Source organism: Paenibacillus rubinfantis, assembly GCF_001486505.1.
Taxonomy (GTDB): domain Bacteria; phylum Bacillota; class Bacilli; order Paenibacillales; family Paenibacillaceae; genus Fontibacillus; species Fontibacillus rubinfantis.
Window position 1 is genome coordinate 748248 of sequence record NZ_LN909065.1, and the last position, 21776, is coordinate 770023.

The following is a 21776-nucleotide window of genomic DNA, read 5'->3' on the forward strand; positions in this document are numbered from 1 at the left end:
GAAATAGAAAAAAGGAGAAGGCGCCTGCCTCCCCCTTTGCTTTGATTCGTATAATTAGACCGTAACGGCGATGTCGCCCCAGGTATAGAGTAAACCTTTCGGAGTTGCTTTCAGAGACGGATAAGCCGCAGCTGAAATAGGGAAACGGCGATTGTTATCGAGGCCGTAAAACGCGTTCAAATCAAATTTAATGCCAACCGACTCGATATAGATGTACTGACTGGGATCAGAGACGCCTTGCGGCATAATAACTGCTCGCTTACGGGGCAATCTTTTGCCGGCCAATCCTGTTACTTGATATTTAACTTTAGTCGGATCGGTTGCATTCTGAACCTTCAAGGCGTTCGGGTTATATTTCAGCACTTTCTCAAAGTCCATATCCGGCGTTTCGAAGTTGATCGCTCCGGTCGTACCTGTAGTGAAAGAATCGACCGCTGCAGTGCCCGTTTGATCCGTTGTTGGCTCGTAATAGGTTGTCGTGGTAGTAAAAGTGATACCACCTTGTGTTTGGTCGATTGTGATAGCGTCAGCTTCTTCCTGACCGTTCTCATCAATACCCCAAACGAAGATCCCCGGGCCAGCATAAATCGCGATATCGTCCATTGATTATTCCTCCTTCGTATAAAACATAAAATTTGTCGAAAACGTTGGTCTATCTGCATCATCGAGACCGAGTGAAATCGGCGATGGTTGTGCGGCGGTGCTGGAGATTACCCAAGCAGATCCGGCTTGATAGTTCACTCGGCGGTGCAGATGTTTAATAAGCTTTTTCCCTAGCGCTTCGGTCGCGGCCATGTTAGCCGGCAGCGTCTTGTAAGACTTTCCTTTGATGATCACCTGGAATGTCGGCCGTTCCGTTGGTACATACTCGTGGGGAGCATACCCGCCGGTACCGAAGACGAAGAGGCAAGGGAGTTTATTCTCCGGGATTTCTGCCGGGAGAAAGTTGGGATCCGGATAAACGGTGAAGCCCGCGCCAGTAAGATAGGTGATCAGATCATTTGCAAGCATAACGTTATCCCTCCAATACCTTCGAAAGCTCCTCGAGGATATGCTGCTCGTTCATCTTCAAGGCGTTCTCCAGGAACTTTTTCCCCGGCATGTAGCCGTTGTAAGCTCCCTTGCTGATTGTCTTTTCACCCGGGGTAAGCTCCACCAACCGGCCGTTCTTTGTCTTGCGGAAGCCCTCATGCTGCACGACAGCATAATCGTCAACCTCCGGGCTTGCCCCGAGGTCAATGTACATACCAGCAATGGACCGTTTCACCTCACCAACGACCAACGCGGCCTCCAGGTCGCCGGTGTCGATCGGAGCGAGCCGTTTCGCATCAGCAATAACCTTCAAGGCCAACCTAGTGAGGGTTTCATCCAGCCGGCGATCCAAGTCCTTCTCCAGCCTGTCCAAGCGATTGACCATCGCCTCAATACCTTCTAGGCTGAAGCTAAATATTTTGCGGCCGCCCATAGACGACGACCTCCTTCACATCGTCGGTGCCAAGATACTTCCGAACCTCGATATGAGCGATTTCGCAGCGGATCGTCACGCCAAGCTTATTGACGTAAACGATGTAATCATCGAAGCCTACAGCATTGAGACCTGGGAGATAGATCGTATAAGCGATCTGGACTTCCTCACCGCGGCCATTGCGGATGAGACGCTGCTCCTCGATAACCTTGGTCGATTTTTCGGTAGGCGAAGGCGGCAGTGGGCGTCCCCAGTCGTCCACCTCAGAATGCCAATGGACCACTTTTGCCGGATAACCGAAGATGCTCATATAAGACACCCGCCAAACTGCTGCTGTGCGGTCTGCTCCGCCTCTTCTGCCGCGATCTCATCAGCCGTAGGCCCGAGCAACTCCCGCACGTCAGGAGCAACCGCAGGCCGCTCGCCGTCCTTATAGGAGACAGATTCACCGTTGTCCGTGATCGTTTTGACGTTATGCTTCAGGTACTTGAGCGCTGGGTCGATGCCCTGTAGCTCCCAGACCGCCTGAAAAGCAACGATCGAAACGGCCATAGGGCTGATTTCCGGGTACCAGCGAGCGAGATTCCGTTCTGCCTGAACGACGGCCACGGCCTGCTTCTGCTCACTCGCCCGGTCCCAGGCATCGGTGTCCAACATGTTTGCGGCGATCCAATCAGCCACTTCTTGACGATCCATCAGCGATCACCTACTTTTGCTCTTTGGCTGCGATCTCCGCGGTCAGCGTTTCAGCGTCCTTCTCATCAGCCCCATCGATTCCGAGTTCGGCGGCCTTTTTCCGGAGGGCTTTCAGTTGCTTCTCAGCGTCCTTCCTGGCTTTTTCCTCGACTGCTTTACGCTCAGCTTCCTCCGCTTCAGCCTTTGCTTTAGCCGCTGCCGCTTCTTCTGCTGAGATCTGCTCATGTGTCTTTTCGACTTTGATGCCGGCGCTGATTTTGACGATACGCTCGCCCTCTGCCTCTTCAACATCATTGATGACTTCATTCGGGCCGTACCATTTACCACCGTATTTCACGGTACCAGTTACCTTAATGTCCACGCTTACCACCCTTTCAATAATGATAAGCGCCCCGAAGGGCGCCTCTGTTAGATAACCGTTGCCGAAATGACACTGTCAGCGTACGGGAATACTGGGAACGCCAGGTTAACGCCCACCGTACGCACGCGCAGCGGATGCCGACTTGCAACGTCACGGAAGACGAAAATCCCATTATCCCCGGAACCAACGCTGTCGTAACCGCCCATCAGTTCCTCCGTCGTCGTAGCCCAGAGGTAGTTGCCCAGCGGGTCGGACGGAAGCATCACAAAGCGATCAACTGGCGCCATGCGGACGTTTGTGAACGCCAGCTTTCCGCTGGAGAGAGTATCGTTTTCGACGCGCGCCTGCGTATCGTAGGCCACGATGCGAGGAAGCTCCAGCGAATCGGTCACAGCGTCCAACTGCGTCTTTGTAAGCTGAGGAGGATTTGCGCTACCGGACGGATCGCCGTGGTAAGCAATTCTGACGGACTTGTTCTGCAGCAAGAGTGCAATGATTTTTTGCGTCGTGAACGCCCGCGTCAGTTTGACACCGCGGTCAGATTGGATTTCGTACCAGGTCTGCATATCAGCAAGAGGTGTCGAGTTTTCCGTATCCGACCACTTGTCCGTACCGGACAGCACCGGCTTTTGCTCGGACGTGTAGCCGTAGTCGACGGAGAGTCTGACATCTCCCTCGGCGTAGGATACAGCTCCGGTCGATACGGCCTGCATAGCGATCCACTCACGCCGAGCGTTGATGGAATCGACAGCATATTTGGCATCGTCAAGTTGATCCCGGATGATCGATTGGATCTCTTGCTGCCGGAGGCCTTGGCTACGGCCAGCGATCAGCAGCAGGCGGATCAGTTTCTCATCCATCCAACGGCCGCGCTGGATTTTCGGGATTTCCACCCGGTCACCCTTCACCCCTTCACGGGAGCCGTACCGTGTTTCGGTACCAAGCTCTGCAATTTGCGCCATAACCGGCAAGCGAGAGGAGGATTTGATCACGTCAACCGTGAGCTCGTCCGTCTGGCGTGCTGGGAACAGCAGGTTCTGCCAGTAGTCGTTCGGGACGGTGAGGTTCGACGCGTACGTCAGCAGCTCTTCTCCGGAAAGTGCATCCTCCAGCATGCTGATTTCATCTGGATCCGCAAACGTTTGGAGATTCAACTTATAGCGAAATTTTTGCGTAGTCATGATATCGTATCAGTCCTTTCGAAATGAATTATTGTCGATTAGGCAAAAGTGATTCCCGGCATCTTCCCCTTGAGCGTTGCATCAACGGCAATCGGGAGACGTGCAGTAATGACCTTGGCGACCTCGTATCCGCCCACCACGGCGTCGCCATCTTTCACGTTGACGGTACGCTTAATGATCACCGTCGGGTTCTGGCTGCCGTCGGTGCCATCGGACTTATATGGCACGTACTTGCCGGTCGCAGTCACCTTCGCCATCGGCATTCCCTTCTTGATGATCTTGTCCCCGTTGACATCGGCGGTGATCGCCGTGGAATCAATCGTGATCCCATTCGTTACCTCGCGGACAACTTCGAGCGATGCCAGGATTTCATAGTCGTCCTGGACTTCAAATAGCGGTTTCGGTTGCAAACGCATGATTCATTTCCTCCTTATTTGCGGCCCCACGGGTCATTGGCAGACACGGCGTGAGTACCTTCCTTTTTGGCCAAATCGGCCATGCGTTCCAGCGCTTTCTTCTTGTCGTCAGGGGAGCCACCGCCCCGTACATCCGCCCCAAAAGAACCGCCGCTTTGCTTTCCTTTGAGCAGATGCGGCTTCTTCTTGGCCAACGCTTCGAGGGCTTCCTTCACACCCTCCAACTCTCCCTTATCGTTCTCTTTGACAGCGGTCAGGTCGGCCAGCGCGCGGGCATCCTCCCAATCGGCAAACCCGAGTTCATTCGCCAAAACCTTCACCTCGGCATTAAGCAGGCGATTGAAGGTCTTCTGGTTCTGTTCCTTCTCACGCTCCTTGATTCGCTCGTCGAGCAACTTCTCGACTTCTGCAGGATCAAGTGAATCCTTTTTGTCGCTTCCCTTGTCCTTTTTCATGGCGGCCTGCATGGCTTCGACCGAGTCAAATCCCAATTCCTTGGCCAGCGCCTTCTTAGCATCTTTTTCAGCCCGAGATAGGCGCGATTGTACAGCTGCGTCTAGTTCTGCCTGTGTGAAGGTCTTCCCTTTATTCGGATCAGGATCTTGGTTAGGATTAGGATCCGGATTAGGGTTTGGATCTTCAGCAAACAGTTGCAGATTCAACTTCAAGGGAAACCGTCTTGCGATATATTCGTACATCTTTTTTCCTCCTATTTTACGTCCGGGTGGACATCCTCGAGTGCAGTTTTGCGTCATGCCACGGTTTGGACAAAAGAAAATGCCGCTCGTGTGAGCGACAATTTAGGTGAGTTTGGTAACCAGTGATTTCCATTGGGCATATAACTATAACAAATAATTCCGAAAGAAGGGGCTTAAATGATTACTGAAATCGAAGATCTAAGCACACCAGTTAGTAGACAACAAAACGTTTCGTTACAACAAGTATTAAAATGGGCTAAGTATTATAATGATAACCCTCAGCTAAGGGACGCTCTCATCCAGGAACAACAATCAGGTCGAAATCCTCGTGTTCCAATAGAAGTAGATCCGCCCCATCCATTTTCGAACAACTTGAATTTTCAAATCAGACAACTTCCTGACCTCAGCATGTGTTTATTTAAATGGACTCTTGCGGTAATAATTTTCCCTGGAATTGGCAATCAGGCAGTAGCAATAAATATCGTTGGTTTTTCAGGGGTCCCCACTACTACACATGTTCATGCTTACTTAGGGACGGTTGGCGGCCCAACTCCTACTCAACCTCAACCAATACACATATCTCGTTTAGCATTTGTAAATCCATGTTAGTTTTTTTCGACCGCCTACTTTGGCGGTCGTTATTTCGCTATCATCTACTTCTTAGTCGGAACTGTTTTTTCCAATCTTGATAGTTCGAAGTATTTCGAGCCTTGTGAAATGAAAACCGTCTCAAATCAGGCAAATCAGAAATTAATGTCTTATACCTAATCCATTGCTTCCGCGTCTCGTTCTTCCGGGCCTTGTCTCGCTGGATCTCGTTGTACCTTTGGATGTTTGCCTCCGTCCGGTTGTCGGTAAACGGACGATTAGAAGCGGCAACCATACGCTCCACCTCGTCTGCCGGCTGGTACTCCTCGATCCATGCCGACAGGGAATGAACGCAGTGCGAGTGATACGGTGGCCGAACATCCAACCTCGGGAAGCGCGGGTGCGTACCGCTGATCGAATACACACGGCCCTGGTACTTAGCACAATATTCGCAGGTGATACCCACGTAATTCACGTAAACCAGGTCGAGACCGTTCTGCACGATCATGTTTTCAGCCCCGGTGACATGTGCCTTTCGAAGATTGTACTGCACCACGCCGTTCATATACTTGTCAGCCGGGATCCGGGCACCGTTCTTGGCCACGATCCCCGTGATCTCCTGTTGCGTTAGCCGCGCAACCGCTTCTTTCGTCGCCTGTCGCCGGTTGACACCTTCGGTGAGCATCCGTTCCGTCGCCTCGCGAACGGCATCCTCCACTCGACGCTTTGCGTCCTGGGACATGTTATCCGTCGCCTCAAGGATCCGTAAGAAGGAATCATCCATGATCGCCTGTACGGCCTGCTGGTGGATAAGAGGCTCCAGTACGGTATTGATTTGCTCGTCTGGCACGCCCTGGGCCCGCATGCTGTCCGCCGCCTCCCCGACGCCCTCCTTGTAGGCCTCTACCAGCAGCTCGGCCATACTTTGCGCGGCACCATCGGTTAGGCCGGCGAGGATCTCGTCGATTTGCTGCAGTAGTTTCTCTTTCCGGCGCCGCGAATTACTCCCGGATTCGAGCAATCGTATCAGCTCTAACAGTTTCTCTCCGGCTCTTGTGTACAGAGCAATCAGCTTTTCAGCGTCCGCCATTAGCTACCACCCAAATTTACCCGCGGCGGCTGCGCGAAAGTCGGGTTCATCGTGCTAGCCGCCTGCTCGTCCAGAATCTTCTGAACCTCTTCTTCAATCGCTTCTTCCGACCAGTCAGGATGAATGCGTCGCACCGTGGTCTCAAGCGATTGAACGCCGCCAGAATACTTCTCGATTTCCTCGGTATCCTTCTCGCTGTCTGCCTTCGGTAGCATGTCGCGCCATTCAATAACCGGATTAGACACCTTGAGGCCGCCGGTTCCGAGTGCGTTTTCCAAGAGCATGCACTTCCGGATCGCGTCCTTCAGGGCCGCATCGAACTTATCCTTGATCGCCTCGGCCTTGATAACCGATTGAATCCAGAGATAAAGCAGTGCAACGCCGGAGTCTCCCTTTCCTTCCTCGAGACCAGCCGCCTGCGGAGATGTTTTGCTTATGGCCAGCATGTACTTGATAAGCCGGGCGACGTGCTCAAAGCTCTGCTGTACCTTAGCATCCCAGGTGATGTATTGCGGAACTGCGCCCGTTTTATCGTCGAATGAAACAACCTCCAAATCAGCGTTTCGGACGAAGCGTCCACCATAATCCCGCTGGTTCTGGTTGGCCACAGTGTCCCAAAGGGCCCGTGGGATCGCAAGCTTCGGCTTTCCATGCTTCTCGAACACGATTGAATCTCGCGTGATCGTCCAGTTGATTTCCTCCTGCAGCCCGTCGATATTCCGCAGCGCCGATCGCCCCCGGGGATAAACCAGCGTCTCGTCGTTGGTAACGGCACCACAGAGCAACTCCTTTACGCCTTGGAACTCGGCATCTTCCGGAATGTCCAGCTCGTGAGCCGCGGCGTAATCCTTGATGTCGATTTCATCCATCACGGTATCGGCTTCCATTCCGTACACGATCTGCTTGACGGTCAGACCGTTAGCGTCGAGTCGCTGCCGCTCTACCCGGAGGAACCGCTGTTTCCTCGTTTCCTCGCCCCATTCCTCGATCCAGGCGATGTCGGCGCCGCGGCCGTCGGTGTGCGGGAAGTACAGATCACCAAGCACCCACTCGAACCAAACCGCCCCAGTGGAATCACGGCGCGCTCGGTATGCGATCCGCCCATCTACCTGATGTTGTGTTACCGCCGCCCAAATCTTCTCATTCGGCTTGCTGGCTTCTACCAAGCTGGCAACAAACTCAAGTTCCGGGCCCGTCTCCGAGTCGGCTGAAATATTGCCAAGCGAACGGTTAAGGAGATCCGCAGGGACCTCAGCGACCAGGCTGCTGAAGTTGACCACGATGTACTGATTGTCGGGGCTAACCACCTTCTCAGCGCGTCGCCAAGATCGAATTCCGACTCTCCTGTGAACCACTCGTTTCTCCTGTGTAACCTGTCTGGCCCGCGGGAAGATCTCGGCGTGATCTCCGTCATACAGCAGCCGGTAATACTGCATCGCTTCAACCTCTTGGTCAAAAGGAGGAGGTGGAAAGCTCTTTTTCGTATAAACGATCGTCAGGTTCATCACCTTCTTTCAAAGCAAATAAAATGCCGCTAACTATCCAGCCGTTAGCGTTCCATCGGGAGCAACCGAGAATTTTTCCCCAGCATCACTCATGAGAATAATCGTCCCGCATTCAATCTCTTCCTCGAAGTCGTTCCGGGTTCTGACAAAGCGATCTGCAGCGTACACTTGCTTGCCGTTTATATTTACAGTTTCACTGGCTACGAAGTAAGCTGCTTCATTATTTGAAGAGAATATCGTCATCGCGTCAGAATAGCTATCGATTGTGACAATAGGATTTCCCTCGTAATCGTACACGGCGAAGGTTGTTTGTTTCTGGATCATGATCACCTCTCCTTTCTTACCAGCCCGCAGGCCGCTGATTCGTGTATTGCATCTCTGGACGCCGCAAAGGCTCTGCCGCATACCGCAGCGCAGCCATAGCATCATCCATGAAGTTTACTGGCTCGTCCAGGTAAAGCCCCGTCTTCTTGTCTTTCCGCCACGACCACTGCTGGATTTCCTTTATCGTATTGACGCAATCCGGATGAATGTGTATCTTCCGTTGCTTCAGGTAATCGATCTGCGCCTGCACGCTGCCTGGCTCTTTGACTACTGCCGTCGCGTTGTACCCAGCGTTCTGCCACATCTGGATGCGATCGGGCTCCGCGGAGTCGCAATACATGGAAAGATACTTGCTTAATCCCTTGCGGTCGGCAATCTCAATGATCTGATCCGTCGGCAGCTCATGAACGTAAATCTCGTCGCAAATAAAAAACTCACCATCTTTGACGCCGACGGTGAGGATCGCATTCGCATGGTTAAAGCCGAAATCTTGTCCGTGATGCATGGAATCAAACATCTCGAAGGACGTATCAAAGTCATGAATGACGAAGTTCTTGAATATCAGGCCGCCCAGCTCGCCCCATTCACCTTCACCATAGATCGCATACCCTTCTGGGTCCTCGATTTTCCGGCGCTCCATCCGGCGGAAATAAGCCGGGTCAATGAACCGGTTGGTTCGGTAGGTGGAATGGTGTGTCAGAACGTCCGGGCTTTCCCTGTCAAAGTACTTCCGCTTGATCCAGTGCTGGGCAGATACCGGGTTAAAGGTGAATGTGATCTGATAATAGAGATTCGGATTCAACAGCACGCCGCGCAGCCGGTCATCGAGGATATCGATGTCCGATTCCTGCAGCTCCGTTGCTTCCTCAACCCAGATCCAAACCAACTTGCCATGATTGAAGGTGATTGACTTTACCTTTTCACGGTCTCGCACATCGTTCATGCCGCGGAAGATGATTTCATTGCCCGTGACTTTGCTTTTGATGTTGAAAGGCGACCGAGTAATTTCCCAATATTCTTCTGCCCGTTCCCCGTAAATGCGATTGATCGCGCCGGTGAGCTCCGCAAAGGTACTATTCCGGTTCGTCTCGTTAACCTTACGAACGCAAAGAAGGTTCGCGCCGGCATATTTTGGATCACCGAGCTTCAGGATGTAGTCCTGGGCAATGTTGACCGACTTGCCGGAGCCCGCGCTACCGCGGAGCGCACGATAACGGCGCCGCGTGCGGTTAACCTCTCGGAAATGGCTGTTGAACTGGACCTTTACAGCTGCTGCCGCACTCATGATGCATCATCCTCTTCGCTGTCATCTCCGTAGTCGACAACGATATGAAGCGGCTCTTTGCCGGCAGAGTCTTTTTTCAACTTATCTGCCTCGGCGGATGCCTTCTCGACTTCGACCTTCGTCTTCTCGATGTTAAGCTGCATCTGCTCCAGCTTCAGGCGACGCTCGTCATCCTCGTTAGCCAGTTCAATGAATTGCTTGATGGAGCTGCGCAACTCGGCCATTGCCCGGGTCTGAGCCGTGAGGAACGTAGCGTGACGGTCCCAAGAGAATTGAAACTCGTATTCTTCCTCGGTGACGACCTGTTCAAACGAGTTCCTATCCTCCGTGCTGGTATCTACTATCTCGTATTTGCTTTTCTTGAGTTCTTTGATCATTTCATTTTTGGATTCAACGAACATAATCTGCTGGGCTGAAATGATGGCCGTATACTGGATCATGATCTGATCCCAAAGCATGTCGATCGGTGAACGCTCGGCGATCTGCTCCATGATTTCCAGAGTGCGTTCAGGGAGGAACTTTCTAAAGAACCCATGCGTCACGGCGTGATCGTTCTTGAATGGGCCGCCCGGGCCGCCGCGGTTACCGACGGCGTTTTTGTTGCCTGGTGGAGCTCCACCACGATTGCCAACCGCGTTTTTATTCCCCTTCGGCGCGCCGTACCTTTGTTGTACAACATTTGGTTTCGTCTGTTGTACAACGTTCTCGCTCGATTGTTGTACAACATTCCAATTGTCCCGCTGTTTCCAGACAGCGACCTTCTTTTCGTCAACGTCCAACAACTCAGCGATCTGCCGGTTTGTTATGTCACCGCCGTGTTCCAACCATATCTCCATGGCTCGATCACGATTTGGATCCCTCGCTCTTGGCATTACATCATCACCGCCTCCCAACAAAAAAAGAGCCCAGAGGCTCTTTTAAAACTTACTCGTACTATCAATCATCCGTTTATGATACTCTGGATCTTCTTCTTCGACATCGTATATTACAGTTCTATCAATATAAGGGGCTAACCAATCATAATCGTAGTTATCGGTCCAACTAGCAAGAAACATTTTCTTTGTTGTTCTTCTCTTCAGATCGTCCATTATTCTTTCCTTGCTGTTACTTCTACAAATAGAATCAATCGGATATATCACCGAATAATCCACATTAACGGGTGTTTTACGCCAAGATGTTGTGTTTATCGAGTCAATATATATCGTATGGTTGCCTATTTCATATCCCGTTCCTGTTTTATACGTTGTTGCATGATCTTCAAGGATAGTTCCTAAATTCCTCATACTGTTAACCCTCAACAAGATAGTGGAAGGCCCTTTAAGTTGCGCTAGCGTTTGTAAGGCAAGGACGTGCTTTTGATACTGATGTGTTCCAATGATTAATACGCCCGACTCTTTAGAATTAACAAAATCCACAAGTGACGTTATCGCTTTTTGTCGAGTATTCATTAAGTATCACCTCAAACTATTAAATTCGACCATTAGAGGCAATATCCCTTTTTTCCCTGAGTTGAGTTGGTTTTGCTAATAGGTAATGTTTCAATTCATCGCCACACGCACAGAACGGCACCGTCCTAACGTTTTCTGGCGCAGTCGCTGTAACCACGCTCACCAGAACATATGTGCTTGTTAGGCAAAATAAAAAGCACCCGAAGGTGCTAAAAAAGCTTCTCAACAGTATTCCAAACTGTGGTTGCATAGTTGATCAACTTTGTTATGGTCTCAACGTTACCTTTAAACTCAGTAGCTTTCTTCATAATCTTTCGATATTTGCTTTCAGCCTCTGCTTTTGACTTAGATTTGCTAATGCTCAATATCTCAACAATGATCTCAAAAATCTCATCTTGCTTATCGTTACCCTGTTGGATTAACCCTAGCATCTCTGGAAGAACAGCAGTGTTTTTTGCAGTTTGCTCAGTAGCTTCTAATAGCCTTATTTCCCTTTCTTCTTTCCTTCTGTTTTTTTCTTCAATGGATCGACTGACCTCATGTATCATTCTTTCTGTAGCTCTGACTTGATCGTTTATCCCGCTTAAGGCATTTTTAAACAAATCGTCACTCATGTTTGTCCCCCTTGGTTCTAGTCACTAATTCAAACCTAATTTTTTTAAGGCCCACACTTTTGCCATTTCAGCAGTTACCGTTGCTAACACTGTGAATGGAACAGTCGAGAGGTTTTTACCTAACGATTTTTTCACTTTTTCCCAAGCATCGCTATCTCTTATTGAATCCAACAATTCGTGTCCAGCCCAAGTTAAAGAGTAGGGAAAGTATCTTTCAACCAAATCATCTAGATTGGGTGGAGGGGACAAAGATTCGATATATCCAGCCTCGTCCAATAATTTTACATGATAAAAGAAAATATCATCTTCAACACCATCGAACCATGAGTTCAAATAAGTTCTGTTATACCTATCTCCGTCATAACCCAAATTCTCGGTTTCCAGTAATAGGCGACGTATTAAGTCCATATCTCTCTTCACGAAGACTCCCCCCTTTGTCTTCACAATTCGACATCAGGAAGATTTCCCCTGCTTCGCGCAACACTGCTTCGAACAAAATTGTTTTGTCCCTGTCCAAGTTCCCCAAATGCATGTTTTACATTTCTCAGGCTGCTTAGGCCTCCGAATAGGGATCAATGGTTTATTACTCTTCCCGGCCATGGCGCCGTTCACCTCGATTCCTTGGCGGAAGTTCCGATCTGCCATAAGTCGTCCTGACCAACCAATTGATAATTTTCACGATCGCCCAGCTCCATTTCGGCAAAATAAAAAAGCCGCCCAGAAATGAGCGACTTTCGATTATGTATTGAGTTATTACGAGCAAAGAGATCAGTTCGATCATTGCGTCCGCGCGCGGCCGCCGCAAAAACGCTTCGCTCTTTGCTTAAAAGATAACGTACTTAGTTACTAGAGAGGAATGACAAGACCATTTTAACGATCTGCCGAAATTGAGGTCAAAGGACCAAATTATCAATTACAGCCGATTTTTCCGAAAAATATCAGTTAATCTTGAATTTCCTCACTTTTTCGATACAAAGCCCCCCGCCACTTTAACCTACGTATAACGTAAGCCGGTTATGACAGAGGGCCGTCACCATCATCCCCTCGCAATAGAAAGTTTGCACACAATATATTGCGATTCAGGGACATTAGCTGGGAGTGCGCATCTGGCAAGAAGAGTTACGCCCCGGTTGTAAACGCCGCATTCATGCGGCCGTGCGTGTCATTCTCGCCCGATTTCCACAAATTCATGTTACCACTTATATTTGCTCAATAGATGCTCAACTTGGGTTCATGTTGTGGTCAGTTTGTGGTCAAAAATCAGTTTTCAATCCAGCTCTCATCCCAAATAATATAGCCTGCACCTACACTTAAAGTGCTACCAGATTCAAATACGACTTTAAATTCTGTTTCTCCGTTGGTTACAATCTCATTTGATAGCACCTTTCCATCTTCAACCTTACCAGTTGAAACAGATGCACCTTTTGAATCCAAAATGGTGTAGTTAGCCTTTCTATCAATATGATCTTCATTGTCCTTGTAACCAATCAACACCCCAATACGCTTGGTCCCTGATGGAACTGCAAATGCGAAATCTTGCTTTGCCACGTTCACTTCGTTTACAACAAACGCTTCTTTATACTGCGTTTCTCCGAACAATAATTCTTCCTTATTCCGTGTAACACCGCTGTTTGCGTAATTCTTAATATGCTTCACTGTTTGATCGCTGAAAGCTCTTCTTTGACCTGGTTCAAGTTGACTACCTTCTTGATCTTTGGAGACATTAATGACAATTTGCTGCTTAGATTGGTCAAATGATACTTCCGCGCCGGTAGCCTCTGCCACAGCCCGAAGAGGAACGTATGTAGTGCCTTGATAGCTAATAGGAACCGCCTTATTCCCGTTTGCATCTTTTGGAACCCAGGCAGATCCGTTCAACAAAAACGAGATCCCGTGATTCAAGTTGGCTTGGATGCGTTCAAGAGTCGATGCTGCTGATGCCCCTGCTGAATAAGATAGCAACACCATACTGAATAATCCGATTGTAATTAACCATTTTTTCATTTTAAACCACCGTTCCCTTCTATTCGACATATTATGTATTTCATACTTTATGATATAATGGTTGTAAAAATAATACAATATATCTAATTTAGACCTTTTATGAGGGAGGAGATTTCATTGCAGGCACTTACGACTGATTTGGAACTGCTTTATGCTGCACTTACTCAGATGGATGTTAAAGTATGTTATGAAGGTGTCATTCAGGAGATTGGTATCATTGATAAGGTGACTCCAATTAGTATCCGTTTAAAATCACAGAGTGAACGTGCCTATTTTATCAGAGTAGGCTATTCTTTTTTTGTAGCCTAATACATAAAAAAAGCCACTCAAAGTGAGTGACCATTTTGTCAAAAAATGCTAATTACAGCTAACTTAATCAATCTTCTACTTCAAAAATAAATTTCAAACGATGTTGAAGTAATTTATCGGTTTTACTAATTTGCTGATCGCAAACAAAGGATTTAAACTCTTCATAATAGTATGGAACATTCCATTGCTGTGCTATTTCCTTAATTAAGTTATTTATAAGATGACACCAGTTCCACTGTGATTCCGATATTTTTTTTGATGGAATAGGAAAGAAAAAATTAGAACCAGATATTCTTTCTAGAATTAAAGTTCTTAGTGTTTCGTCTGTTATATAGTATAACGACTCTTTAAATTGTTTTACAAATGACTTGAAATATGTTTCTTTATTATATTCAATATCTATATGATTCAATAATTCCATACAGTATTTGTGTTTTATAGTTTCATTGATCTGTTTAATTAGTTTCGCTATTCGCTCGTTAGAAAACCTATGATATATTGTAATCTCGTGCTCATATAAACTTTTTGTAACATCAAGCTTTATTAAATTACTATTTTCAAGTAATTTTACAATATCGTCGTCATTTATGCCAAAATCAATAGACAAAACTTCACACCAGTCAAATGTATTTGATATTTTATTGATAATATATTCCAAATTTTCATCACCATTTAAGCTTGTTATTTGATTTTTAGTATTTTCAATGGTAGCAATAATCTCAGGCTCTGATGAATAAAAATTATGTGGCTCTTCTTTATTTGCACTAATGGAAGTAATTAAACTTAATAACTCATTTTTGTTATAAGTGCCTGTTTCATACCACTTTTTTATATGAAGAAGTAAACTAGTACTCATTACATTGTCAAGCGAATTTTTTAATATATATCGATTAAGGTATTCAACAACTCCACTTTCGCCTGCAAATTGAATGGCTCTTCTCATTGCAGCATTTTGGTCATTAGGGTCGTTATTCATCAGCTTCATTTCACAGTTATGCTCAACGATAAAAAAAACTGAAGCAAAGCACATTCGATAAAGATCAGACTTTGTGAACAGATCGCTAAAAATATCTTCCCCCAGAGTTTTTATCACTTCTTTTATGAATAGGCTTGTTTTTTCAAATGTTCTTAAATTACGAAATTGGAAGTCTTCAGCGAGAGGCTCTATAGTCGCCCACACTGATTCACCCAATATTTGAATTGGTGCTTCGTCGGCAAATTTCTCAATCTTATAGGAGCGATCAATAGCTTTTTCTTGATAACTCTGAAAAGTCTTCTCATCCTCTGGATCAAATTGCTCTAAAGCGGACACAAGGATAATCTTTACTTTTTCAATCTTGGAAAGGCTATCTACTATACCAAAAACTTCCCTTATATCCAGATTCCTGTGTTTTCGTTCCAAATCATCAAATACAATTATAAACTCATCTTTTCGATTCAGTTCCTTATCTAACGTTTTATGTAGGTTTTCAATTACTGGAATAGAAAGCGAAACACCATACACCGATACATCAAATTTCCCCATTTTTTCTCTAATTGTGTTCATAAATTTTTTAATATTTCCTCTCGGTGCTTTCTCAATAATACGAAAATAAATTTCTTGAATTATGCTGTTAACATCTTTTTTTCCAAACAATGAAACGTAACATGAATTTTCATAATTTTCCAATGTATCTGTTATGTATTTTGTCTTTCCGATTCCCCAATTTCCATTAATTAATATCTTTTTATAGGTAGAATCTTTAAATTGATTTAGAATATTTGGTATTTCATTTGCTTTCATATATTCGCCCCCAATATTTTTTTAACACGAACATGGTAACACATTTAAAAGTACAGCAATAATAGAAAAAAATCACCGTAATTTATGCTATAGATGCAGAAAATACGGTGATTTTTGTTTTTAATAAACAGTATTGTCTTGCTCGAAAAATCCCATCAGCTTTAGCGTGTTCGCGATGCTCTCCTCCCCCTCCTCGATCCGCCGGCGAATCGTGCTATCGCTCATACTGCGCCGGAAGAAGAGTAGGGTTTCCTTGGCCGAATATCCTTTAAGGTACCGATAATCGACTGCAGCCTTCGCGTCAGGGTCCTGAATCAATGCCCACGCCCTCCGGATCTGGTTCGTGTAGAACTTATACTGCTTGTAGACCCAGCGTTGTTTCTCGACGAGAACTGCCGCATTCGCGGTCTTGTCTGCGTGCAGCTCATCCTGATCGATCCGGCGAGCCGCTTCCCCATCCACAGCGACTTGGCTCAATTCAGGCTCGTTCTCTTCAAAATCCCTCATCAATGAAACCATCTCTGTATATTTACCGAGAAGGAATTTGGTCCGCTGGATCTCAACTTCATTCGCCGAAGGAAAAAGTTCTTCTTGTCCCCATACCATTGTCATTCCCCTCATTCCCCTTTATGGTATAATGTCAAGAGGTATGGTTTTCCAATTAAGACCCCCGCGCCCGCCAAGGATTGGGGGTCTTTTCATTACCATTTCAGATATTTGCCCCACCGGCCCTGCCTAGGAGCTATAATTTGCGAAGCAAACTGGTTCCGAGGATCTGGAGGTTTCTCCGCTCCGATTCGGCGGATATGTTCAGCGACCTGCTCCGGCGTCCAATACTTCACATCAAGACCCTTGTCCAGCATCGAGATCACCCTCATCCTCTGAATCATCAGCATCTGGCCCCTCCCCGTACATTTCAGCGCACGCCTTGGAATCGGGGAACATAAACATGCAATCGTCACCTGTAACACAATAATATCTGTTTGTATCGGGATCGTACTTCCCAGCAGATTTACAAGCCATATTTATCACCCTCCCAATTCCAAATCCCCTGCTGCCCCTTTGCCGGGATCGGATCCGGCAGATGGCGGACGTCGGCGAGCTCCCAAGCGAAACGGCCACTGTCGTACCATCCGAAATGGAATTCATTATCAAATATGTTGAAATGGGTTTTGCGTGTTTCCGATTCCAACAAAACCATGCCGCCTAGCACATCTCGTTTTACCTCGAAACATTCCTTCAGTTCTGCCACGGCCACCACCGCCCCGGTAGGCAGATTGTTCGCCGTATAACCGTGCTTGGCTAATGTTGATTTGAAAGGCTCCAACTCGCAGGCATTCCGGTCTACCTTCTTGCCGGCATGGATCGCGAGCGGGCCGCGGTGCTTCGTGGCCCATCCTCTCGTTTCATACTTCTTCTCCCCGATGGCGATCAGCGTCGCCCAAGGTTGGAGGATCGTTATGGCTTTCATTCCGTCGTCACCTCTTTCTTAGCCCAGATGGCAAATGATTTAAGTGGAAGCACTCTCTCCTTGCCTACATTAGGGGCTTTACCATTAACTTGAAGATACCGGACGCCAGTATAGCTGATCGTACCAGCTATGTCGTAGTGTCTGACTTGCTCCCCCATGGCGATGACTTTGCGGACGCTTCTCCCTGTCTTGTTTTGATAGGTCATACCAACCTGGATTCCAGACTCCTTCATCGTGTACATCCTCCCCTTAGGTTATTGGAAAAACAGAATTCAATCTCTCAATCTCATGCTTTTTGATGATCCGAAAGTAACCAATCAACGCAGCGTCATGTTGCTCTCTGATTCCCTCCGAGAATAGCCCGCAGAGATGAAGCATCAGCTCGATGTCGGCCCGGTTGTTAGCGAGCAGGTAGAGCCTTATCTTGCCGTCACGTCCAGTGTTCCATTTAATCCGAGGGATTTCCGGTATCATGATTTTTCAACCACCCGCAGCATCCGCGGCCCTGGTCCCTTTGATACGTATCCTTTCTTGACCAGTTGCTCCAACAAGTTAAAGGCGGTTGATGAAGATTGTAGTCCTAGGTTTTCACCGATCTCCCTAACTGTCGGAGGATAGCCGTTTTGGGCCACGAATGATTTTATGATTTCAAGCGCCTCAGTTTGGCGCTGGCTAAGTGGTTTGTCGTTCATTCTGTCACCTCCCAACATTTTCAGATTCTCATTGATTAAAGAAACAGGTATACTACTATCTGTCGACTCAAACCGATAAGTACGAAGCCTGTGGTTGTCAAGTACGACCTAGATGGTGGAGAAAAAATATCATATAAGAGTTCTGACAACTGAAGAGGCGCTGCAGCCCTCTTCTTTTTACTTTGTCAACCCCTATCTCCAAACCGCACTCCGCGACCGCCACTTTACCCCCCTACCCTATCCATAAAAAAATATGTGATATACTCCCCTTAATCTTATTAAAGGAGGGGAAAAACGAATGAGTAAAACGTATATCCATGTGGATGATGAGGTTATTGAAAGGGTTAAATTTGGTGTTGAAATGAAAGATCCAGATGCAATTTTAGCTAAGCAATGGGCTGATGAATTCTACTTAGAAAAAGGTAATTACTCAGGTATTGATGGCCATTTAAGCTCGAAGTTTGTAAAGAACAGAAACCCGGACGCTGTAAGAAAATTTGTTAATTTGAAGTAAACCACTGTGCGCCGTTAATTCGGTGCACGTTTCTTTTTCACACAGAGAATTCTAACTGACCAGCCCCCACCGCTTGCTTGTACCTTTCAAAAGTAAGGTTCATTCCGGATCCCACGCACATTTCCGGCAGATTCGCCCGAACCAGCGCCGCCGCGAATGGCGGAGGAACTGCATTTCCGCATCTTGCAACCTGGGCGCTTTTCGGATACCGGACACCGTCCGCATCCACGTCGATGATGTAGTTCGGAGGGAAGCCTTGGGCGGCGAAAAGCTCGTGAGGCTCCAGCATCCGCATGCCGATGTCAACGATCTGATAGTCGATGCCCTCGATCGTAACAAGGCCGAACCGGTCTTTGGTGGTGATCGTGTGCAGCGGCTCATCGAGCTGCTTGCCGTTGTCAGCCGAACCATAATACTTGAGCAAAAACGCTCTGACCTCTCCGACATGCAGCCCGCCTGCGGTAATCGTTGGCATGGGCTCCGTTACTGGCTGGCCATCCTGGCATGTACCCCGTAGTTTGACCAGGTGCGATGTTACCAGCCCGCTCTTTCCTCCGCCCCCGGCGGTCACTGTTCCGAGTGGTTCGCCCACGGAACTGCCAACCGACTCCCCGAAATGACGTACTACGTGAGCAGCTACAAGGCCATATCTATTGCTGGTATCCTGCGTCAGTAATGGCCGATCCATCGTTTGCCCGCGGGCGCTGTCGTCGTAAGAGTGGTACTGCGTCAAGAAGGCTGTAACCATACCTAGCGCATGGGCGGCTCCTGCCGGGCGACTCGCTCCCGCACCGGATGTTACCGTGTGAAGTGGATCAGAAACCGGATGCCCCGTTGCTCCCCCACGGAATTTCGTAATATGTGGAGTGATTAGCATATGGTGGCCCCCCGTCGTCACCGTACATAGCGGTTCCTCCGCGGTGCTTCCTGGGTGACGCGTATTATTGACGCCTAGCACCGGCGTAACCAGCAGATGTTCTGCTTTGGTTGTGATAGTAGTCAAAGGGTCGTCCAGCTCGTACTGCAACCTGTCTCCGCCGAACCCTGTCTGGCCAATCCGAACCACAAAAGGCTGCGGATTGTCGATTACGAAACGTTGTATTCCCCGTGCGATTCGGCGCATCGTGTTCTCGGCCAAAGGCCGGACTCGCTCGAAGATGCTCGGGCATGGTATCGACCAGTCGATGATCTCCGCTGCCGTTCTCCAAGGTTTGAGCTTCCCGGATTTGACATCCTCGCCCTCCGGATCTCCGTGCGTTGGCTCCGGCCAGACAATCGGTCGGTCATCGCGGCGAGCGACGAGAAAGAACCGTTTGCGGATCGTCGGAGCGCCGTAATCGCAGGCCCGAAGCTCCCGCCAGTCGACCTGGTATCCTTGCCGACGCAGCGCGTTCACGAAGCTGTTGAACGTCCGCCCCTTCTGCTTGGGGTCGGGCCATTGTTTCCCATCGGCTCCGACAACCAGCGGCCCCCACGTCTTGAACTCCTCGACGTTCTCTAGCATGATAACGCGTGGCCGCACCGTCGCCGCCCATCGGAGCGCAACCCAAGCGAGCCCGCGAATCTTCTTTTCGACCGGTTTCCCGCCCTTGGCCTTGCTGAAGTGTTTGCAGTCCGGGCTCAGCCAGACCAATCCAACCGGACGACCGCGGGTGACTTCCCTTGTATCAACATCCCAAACGCTTTCACAGTGGTGGTCCGTTTCTGGGTGATTAGCCCGATGCATGGCGATCGCTGCGGGGTCGTGGTTGATGGCGATGTCTACGCTACTGCCGGTTGCCAATTCGATTCCTGTACTAGCCCCGCCTCCGCCGGCGAAATTATCTATGATAAGCTCTCTCAAACATTACACCCCCACAGACTGAAGATTCGCAGCTTCTGTATCACCCATCGTTATTGTCGCCATACCATCCCATGTCTCCCGAATCTCGAGTGCCTTCGCTTTGACGGCAGCAGCTTGCTTCGGCTGTAACTCGATAGCCATGGCCTCTTCATAATGTTGTGCTGCTTTGGCGTAGGCTCGGGAGTGGATGAAATTCATCCAGTTCCAAAACCTTTCATTCGACATGGATTTGACCTTTTGAAAAGCCCGGCGCCGTTCTTGCTCGGTCATTATTAGTCACCCTTTCACGTAAGATCACGTACCAACTTCTTGCCATGCAATTGAAGCAGTCCACCTACCGGGCATTCCCGGTTACAATATCCGTCGATTTTTGAAAAGACTGAGCCATGAATGCGGTTAAGCTCTGCGCGCTGCTTGCACTTTTCGCAGTAAAGAAGAATATCATCGATTGATCTTACCACTTGTAATCTCACATTCATGGCAGAAACTCCTTTCAAATAAGATCATATGTTTGGTCAAACGGCCGAGCTGGGCTCATCCAGATCTCCTTCTACGGGGATGGACAACTGTTCCACTCCAAACCCGCAACCAGGGCACCGGAATTCATTTGTTTCCGCTTGTTCCATGTCTCGGCCGCATTCAATACAAACTAGGATCATCCAGCTCGCTCCGGAGCGACCTCCATAAGCTCGACCTCAACACGAGGTTTATGCTTATCAACTGCGAAGTCATGTGTGATCCGCCCAATATGCTTCCACCCATCATTACCGATGACCCCTGCCTCCTTCAGACCGTCTAAGATGAATTTCTGCCCGGCCATGATGTTATCTTTGTCCGTTCGGCGGTCTCTGCGATACCAGGTTATAGAGATGTCTACTCTTTTACATTCCGGAAGACGTCTTGCGACTAAGGTAACAAGCAGCGTGTTATCCTGCTTCATTTTTCGGTAACCATTCCAGTGCGTTTTTGCCGCGTCGATGATTTGATTCATGGTCGGTAGTTCGCCGGGAATAACGATTTTCATAGAGCATCCCCTCCCTCTTTGACTCGCCAAATAGCATGTACACCTCTCCGATTTGCCGACCGTTATCGTCATAGACGATGTCCCAAGGAACATCCTGATAATATGGATCCACCAAAGCTTCACTGCGCATGCCGGCCGCCCCCGATCGTGAGCGTCTTCTCGAATTCCTTCATGCCATCCTTGATCTCTGCCAGCGGTGTCGACGGAAATTTATCCAGCAGCTCGGGGAGGTTCGGCCAGCGCCCGGCGCGCATGTAGACGTGCCGCATGTACTCGTAAACGCTCCATTTACTCCATGGACTACTCATGCGCCCCACCGGAGCCGTCGGACCTGCCCCTTTTCCTTACTCACGACCACCATTTGGCTTCCGTCATCCCGTTCAACGAGCCAGTTGTCAGGCTTCAATTTCTGCCTGCCCAGCTCCACTTTTTGCTTCCGTGTCGGCTTTCTAAGCTGCTTCATCC

Annotated in this window: 34 protein-coding genes; 3 read left to right on the forward strand and 31 right to left on the reverse strand. The window is 48.5% G+C overall.

The window, feature by feature from the left end; genetic code table 11:
- Nucleotides 1–54: 54 nt before the first annotated feature.
- The 9 genes from BN3277_RS14970 to BN3277_RS15010 are packed head-to-tail and all read right to left on the reverse strand — an operon-like array spanning nucleotide 55 to nucleotide 4817.
- Nucleotides 55–603 carry a hypothetical protein gene (locus tag BN3277_RS14970; RefSeq protein WP_059043940.1) on the reverse strand — a complete coding sequence of 183 codons (549 nt, stop codon included), beginning with the start codon at nucleotides 601–603 and terminating at the stop codon, nucleotides 55–57.
- A gap of 3 nt (nucleotides 604–606) precedes the next feature.
- A complete protein-coding gene (locus tag BN3277_RS14975) occupies nucleotides 607–1011 on the reverse strand; it encodes a minor capsid protein (RefSeq protein ID WP_059043942.1) in 405 nt (134 codons plus the stop codon).
- Between the two features lie 4 nt (nucleotides 1012–1015).
- Entirely contained in the window at nucleotides 1016–1465 is a 450-nt protein-coding gene (locus BN3277_RS14980; protein ID WP_059043944.1) for an HK97 gp10 family phage protein, read from the reverse strand.
- A complete protein-coding gene (locus BN3277_RS14985) occupies nucleotides 1443–1775 on the reverse strand; it encodes a hypothetical protein (RefSeq protein ID WP_059043946.1) in 333 nt (110 codons plus the stop codon). Before BN3277_RS14985 ends, BN3277_RS14980 begins: the two co-directional genes overlap by 23 nt.
- Nucleotides 1772–2161, reverse strand: a complete 390-nt coding sequence (locus BN3277_RS14990) for a hypothetical protein (protein ID WP_059043948.1) — start codon at nucleotides 2159–2161, stop codon at nucleotides 1772–1774. Before BN3277_RS14990 ends, BN3277_RS14985 begins: the two co-directional genes overlap by 4 nt.
- A gap of 10 nt (nucleotides 2162–2171) precedes the next feature.
- Nucleotides 2172–2522, reverse strand: a complete 351-nt coding sequence (locus BN3277_RS14995) for a hypothetical protein (protein WP_059043950.1) — start codon at nucleotides 2520–2522, stop codon at nucleotides 2172–2174.
- 47 nt (nucleotides 2523–2569) lie between these two features.
- Nucleotides 2570–3703 carry a major capsid protein gene (locus BN3277_RS15000; protein WP_059043952.1) on the reverse strand — a complete coding sequence of 378 codons (1134 nt, stop codon included), beginning with the start codon at nucleotides 3701–3703 and terminating at the stop codon, nucleotides 2570–2572.
- A gap of 38 nt (nucleotides 3704–3741) precedes the next feature.
- Nucleotides 3742–4119 (reverse strand): head decoration protein, encoded by a 378-nt coding sequence (locus tag BN3277_RS15005; protein ID WP_059043955.1) that lies wholly within the window; start codon nucleotides 4117–4119, stop codon nucleotides 3742–3744.
- A gap of 14 nt (nucleotides 4120–4133) precedes the next feature.
- A complete protein-coding gene (locus tag BN3277_RS15010; RefSeq protein WP_059043957.1) occupies nucleotides 4134–4817 on the reverse strand; it encodes a hypothetical protein in 684 nt (227 codons plus the stop codon).
- A 177-nt stretch (nucleotides 4818–4994) separates the two neighbouring features.
- Between BN3277_RS15010 and BN3277_RS25535 the strand changes: the two genes are divergently transcribed.
- Complete coding sequence (locus tag BN3277_RS25535; protein ID WP_148501052.1) at nucleotides 4995–5426, forward strand: hypothetical protein; 432 nt, start codon at nucleotides 4995–4997, stop codon at nucleotides 5424–5426.
- Nucleotides 5427–5466: 40 nt separating this feature from the next.
- Here BN3277_RS25535 and BN3277_RS15015 read toward each other — a convergent pair whose 3' ends face one another.
- From BN3277_RS15015 to BN3277_RS15060, 9 genes are all read right to left on the reverse strand, one after another.
- Nucleotides 5467–6495, reverse strand: coding sequence for a phage minor capsid protein (locus BN3277_RS15015; protein WP_059043960.1), 1029 nt, complete (start codon nucleotides 6493–6495; stop codon nucleotides 5467–5469).
- Nucleotides 6495–7931, reverse strand: a complete 1437-nt coding sequence (locus BN3277_RS15020) for a phage portal protein (protein ID WP_232436431.1) — start codon at nucleotides 7929–7931, stop codon at nucleotides 6495–6497. The genes BN3277_RS15015 and BN3277_RS15020 overlap by 1 nt, the downstream gene beginning before the upstream one ends.
- Nucleotides 7932–8033: 102 nt before the next feature.
- Nucleotides 8034–8324, reverse strand: a complete 291-nt coding sequence (locus tag BN3277_RS15025) for a hypothetical protein (RefSeq protein ID WP_059043963.1) — start codon at nucleotides 8322–8324, stop codon at nucleotides 8034–8036.
- Nucleotides 8325–8340: 16 nt separating this feature from the next.
- Nucleotides 8341–9609: a PBSX family phage terminase large subunit gene (locus BN3277_RS15030; RefSeq protein ID WP_059043965.1), complete on the reverse strand. Its 1269-nt coding sequence runs from the start codon at nucleotides 9607–9609 to the stop codon at nucleotides 8341–8343.
- Entirely contained in the window at nucleotides 9606–10481 is an 876-nt protein-coding gene (gene terS, locus BN3277_RS15035) for a phage terminase small subunit (protein WP_059043967.1), read from the reverse strand. The genes BN3277_RS15030 and terS overlap by 4 nt, the downstream gene beginning before the upstream one ends.
- Before the next feature lie 45 nt (nucleotides 10482–10526).
- Nucleotides 10527–11057, reverse strand: coding sequence for a hypothetical protein (locus BN3277_RS15040; RefSeq protein WP_059043969.1), 531 nt, complete (start codon nucleotides 11055–11057; stop codon nucleotides 10527–10529).
- Nucleotides 11058–11266: 209 nt separating this feature from the next.
- Entirely contained in the window at nucleotides 11267–11671 is a 405-nt protein-coding gene (locus tag BN3277_RS15045) for a hypothetical protein (protein ID WP_059043971.1), read from the reverse strand.
- A gap of 24 nt (nucleotides 11672–11695) precedes the next feature.
- Nucleotides 11696–12091, reverse strand: coding sequence for a DUF2513 domain-containing protein (locus BN3277_RS15050; protein ID WP_059043974.1), 396 nt, complete (start codon nucleotides 12089–12091; stop codon nucleotides 11696–11698).
- An 840-nt stretch (nucleotides 12092–12931) separates the two neighbouring features.
- Nucleotides 12932–13675 (reverse strand): stalk domain-containing protein, encoded by a 744-nt coding sequence (locus BN3277_RS15060; RefSeq protein WP_232436433.1) that lies wholly within the window; start codon nucleotides 13673–13675, stop codon nucleotides 12932–12934.
- A gap of 117 nt (nucleotides 13676–13792) precedes the next feature.
- Here BN3277_RS15060 and BN3277_RS15065 point away from each other — a divergent pair, with 117 nt between their 5' ends.
- Nucleotides 13793–13984, forward strand: a complete 192-nt coding sequence (locus BN3277_RS15065; protein ID WP_059043979.1) for a hypothetical protein — start codon at nucleotides 13793–13795, stop codon at nucleotides 13982–13984.
- Nucleotides 13985–14051: 67 nt separating this feature from the next.
- On the opposite strand, the gene BN3277_RS15070 is transcribed toward BN3277_RS15065, so the two are convergent.
- The 7 genes from BN3277_RS15070 to BN3277_RS15100 form a co-directional block, all read right to left on the reverse strand.
- Nucleotides 14052–15767: a P-loop NTPase fold protein gene (locus BN3277_RS15070; protein ID WP_059043982.1), complete on the reverse strand. Its 1716-nt coding sequence runs from the start codon at nucleotides 15765–15767 to the stop codon at nucleotides 14052–14054.
- Nucleotides 15768–15887: 120 nt separating this feature from the next.
- Nucleotides 15888–16379: a hypothetical protein gene (locus BN3277_RS15075; protein ID WP_059043984.1), complete on the reverse strand. Its 492-nt coding sequence runs from the start codon at nucleotides 16377–16379 to the stop codon at nucleotides 15888–15890.
- 89 nt (nucleotides 16380–16468) lie between these two features.
- The gene (locus tag BN3277_RS25540; protein ID WP_148501054.1) at nucleotides 16469–16657 is read right to left on the reverse strand and encodes a hypothetical protein; all 189 of its coding nucleotides are present in this window, start codon (nucleotides 16655–16657) and stop codon (nucleotides 16469–16471) included.
- 122 nt (nucleotides 16658–16779) lie between these two features.
- Entirely contained in the window at nucleotides 16780–17238 is a 459-nt protein-coding gene (locus BN3277_RS15085; RefSeq protein ID WP_059043988.1) for an ASCH domain-containing protein, read from the reverse strand.
- Nucleotides 17235–17471, reverse strand: coding sequence for a hypothetical protein (locus tag BN3277_RS15090; RefSeq protein WP_059043990.1), 237 nt, complete (start codon nucleotides 17469–17471; stop codon nucleotides 17235–17237). The genes BN3277_RS15085 and BN3277_RS15090 overlap by 4 nt, the downstream gene beginning before the upstream one ends.
- 16 nt (nucleotides 17472–17487) lie before the next feature.
- On the reverse strand, nucleotides 17488–17712 hold the full coding sequence (locus tag BN3277_RS15095) for a hypothetical protein (protein ID WP_059043992.1): 225 nt from the start codon (nucleotides 17710–17712) through the stop codon (nucleotides 17488–17490).
- Nucleotides 17709–17930 carry a LexA family protein gene (locus BN3277_RS15100; protein WP_059043995.1) on the reverse strand — a complete coding sequence of 74 codons (222 nt, stop codon included), beginning with the start codon at nucleotides 17928–17930 and terminating at the stop codon, nucleotides 17709–17711. The genes BN3277_RS15095 and BN3277_RS15100 overlap by 4 nt, the downstream gene beginning before the upstream one ends.
- A 298-nt stretch (nucleotides 17931–18228) precedes the next feature.
- Here BN3277_RS15100 and BN3277_RS15105 point away from each other — a divergent pair, with 298 nt between their 5' ends.
- Entirely contained in the window at nucleotides 18229–18444 is a 216-nt protein-coding gene (locus tag BN3277_RS15105; RefSeq protein ID WP_059043997.1) for a hypothetical protein, read from the forward strand.
- Nucleotides 18445–18481: 37 nt separating this feature from the next.
- Here BN3277_RS15105 and BN3277_RS15110 read toward each other — a convergent pair whose 3' ends face one another.
- The 6 genes from BN3277_RS15110 to BN3277_RS25795 form a co-directional block, all read right to left on the reverse strand.
- The gene (locus tag BN3277_RS15110) at nucleotides 18482–20287 is read right to left on the reverse strand and encodes a DNA cytosine methyltransferase (protein WP_059043999.1); all 1806 of its coding nucleotides are present in this window, start codon (nucleotides 20285–20287) and stop codon (nucleotides 18482–18484) included.
- A gap of 3 nt (nucleotides 20288–20290) precedes the next feature.
- Entirely contained in the window at nucleotides 20291–20557 is a 267-nt protein-coding gene (locus tag BN3277_RS15115) for a hypothetical protein (RefSeq protein ID WP_059044000.1), read from the reverse strand.
- Between the two features lie 14 nt (nucleotides 20558–20571).
- On the reverse strand, nucleotides 20572–20766 hold the full coding sequence (locus tag BN3277_RS26430; RefSeq protein WP_082691466.1) for a zinc-finger domain-containing protein: 195 nt from the start codon (nucleotides 20764–20766) through the stop codon (nucleotides 20572–20574).
- Nucleotides 20767–20942: 176 nt separating this feature from the next.
- Nucleotides 20943–21311, reverse strand: coding sequence for a RusA family crossover junction endodeoxyribonuclease (locus BN3277_RS15120; protein ID WP_059044002.1), 369 nt, complete (start codon nucleotides 21309–21311; stop codon nucleotides 20943–20945).
- A 119-nt stretch (nucleotides 21312–21430) separates the two neighbouring features.
- Nucleotides 21431–21619 carry a hypothetical protein gene (locus BN3277_RS25545; RefSeq protein WP_148501056.1) on the reverse strand — a complete coding sequence of 63 codons (189 nt, stop codon included), beginning with the start codon at nucleotides 21617–21619 and terminating at the stop codon, nucleotides 21431–21433.
- Nucleotides 21616–21774, reverse strand: a complete 159-nt coding sequence (locus tag BN3277_RS25795) for a DUF6906 family protein (protein WP_148501058.1) — start codon at nucleotides 21772–21774, stop codon at nucleotides 21616–21618. Before BN3277_RS25795 ends, BN3277_RS25545 begins: the two co-directional genes overlap by 4 nt.
- Nucleotides 21775–21776 lie beyond the last annotated feature (2 nt).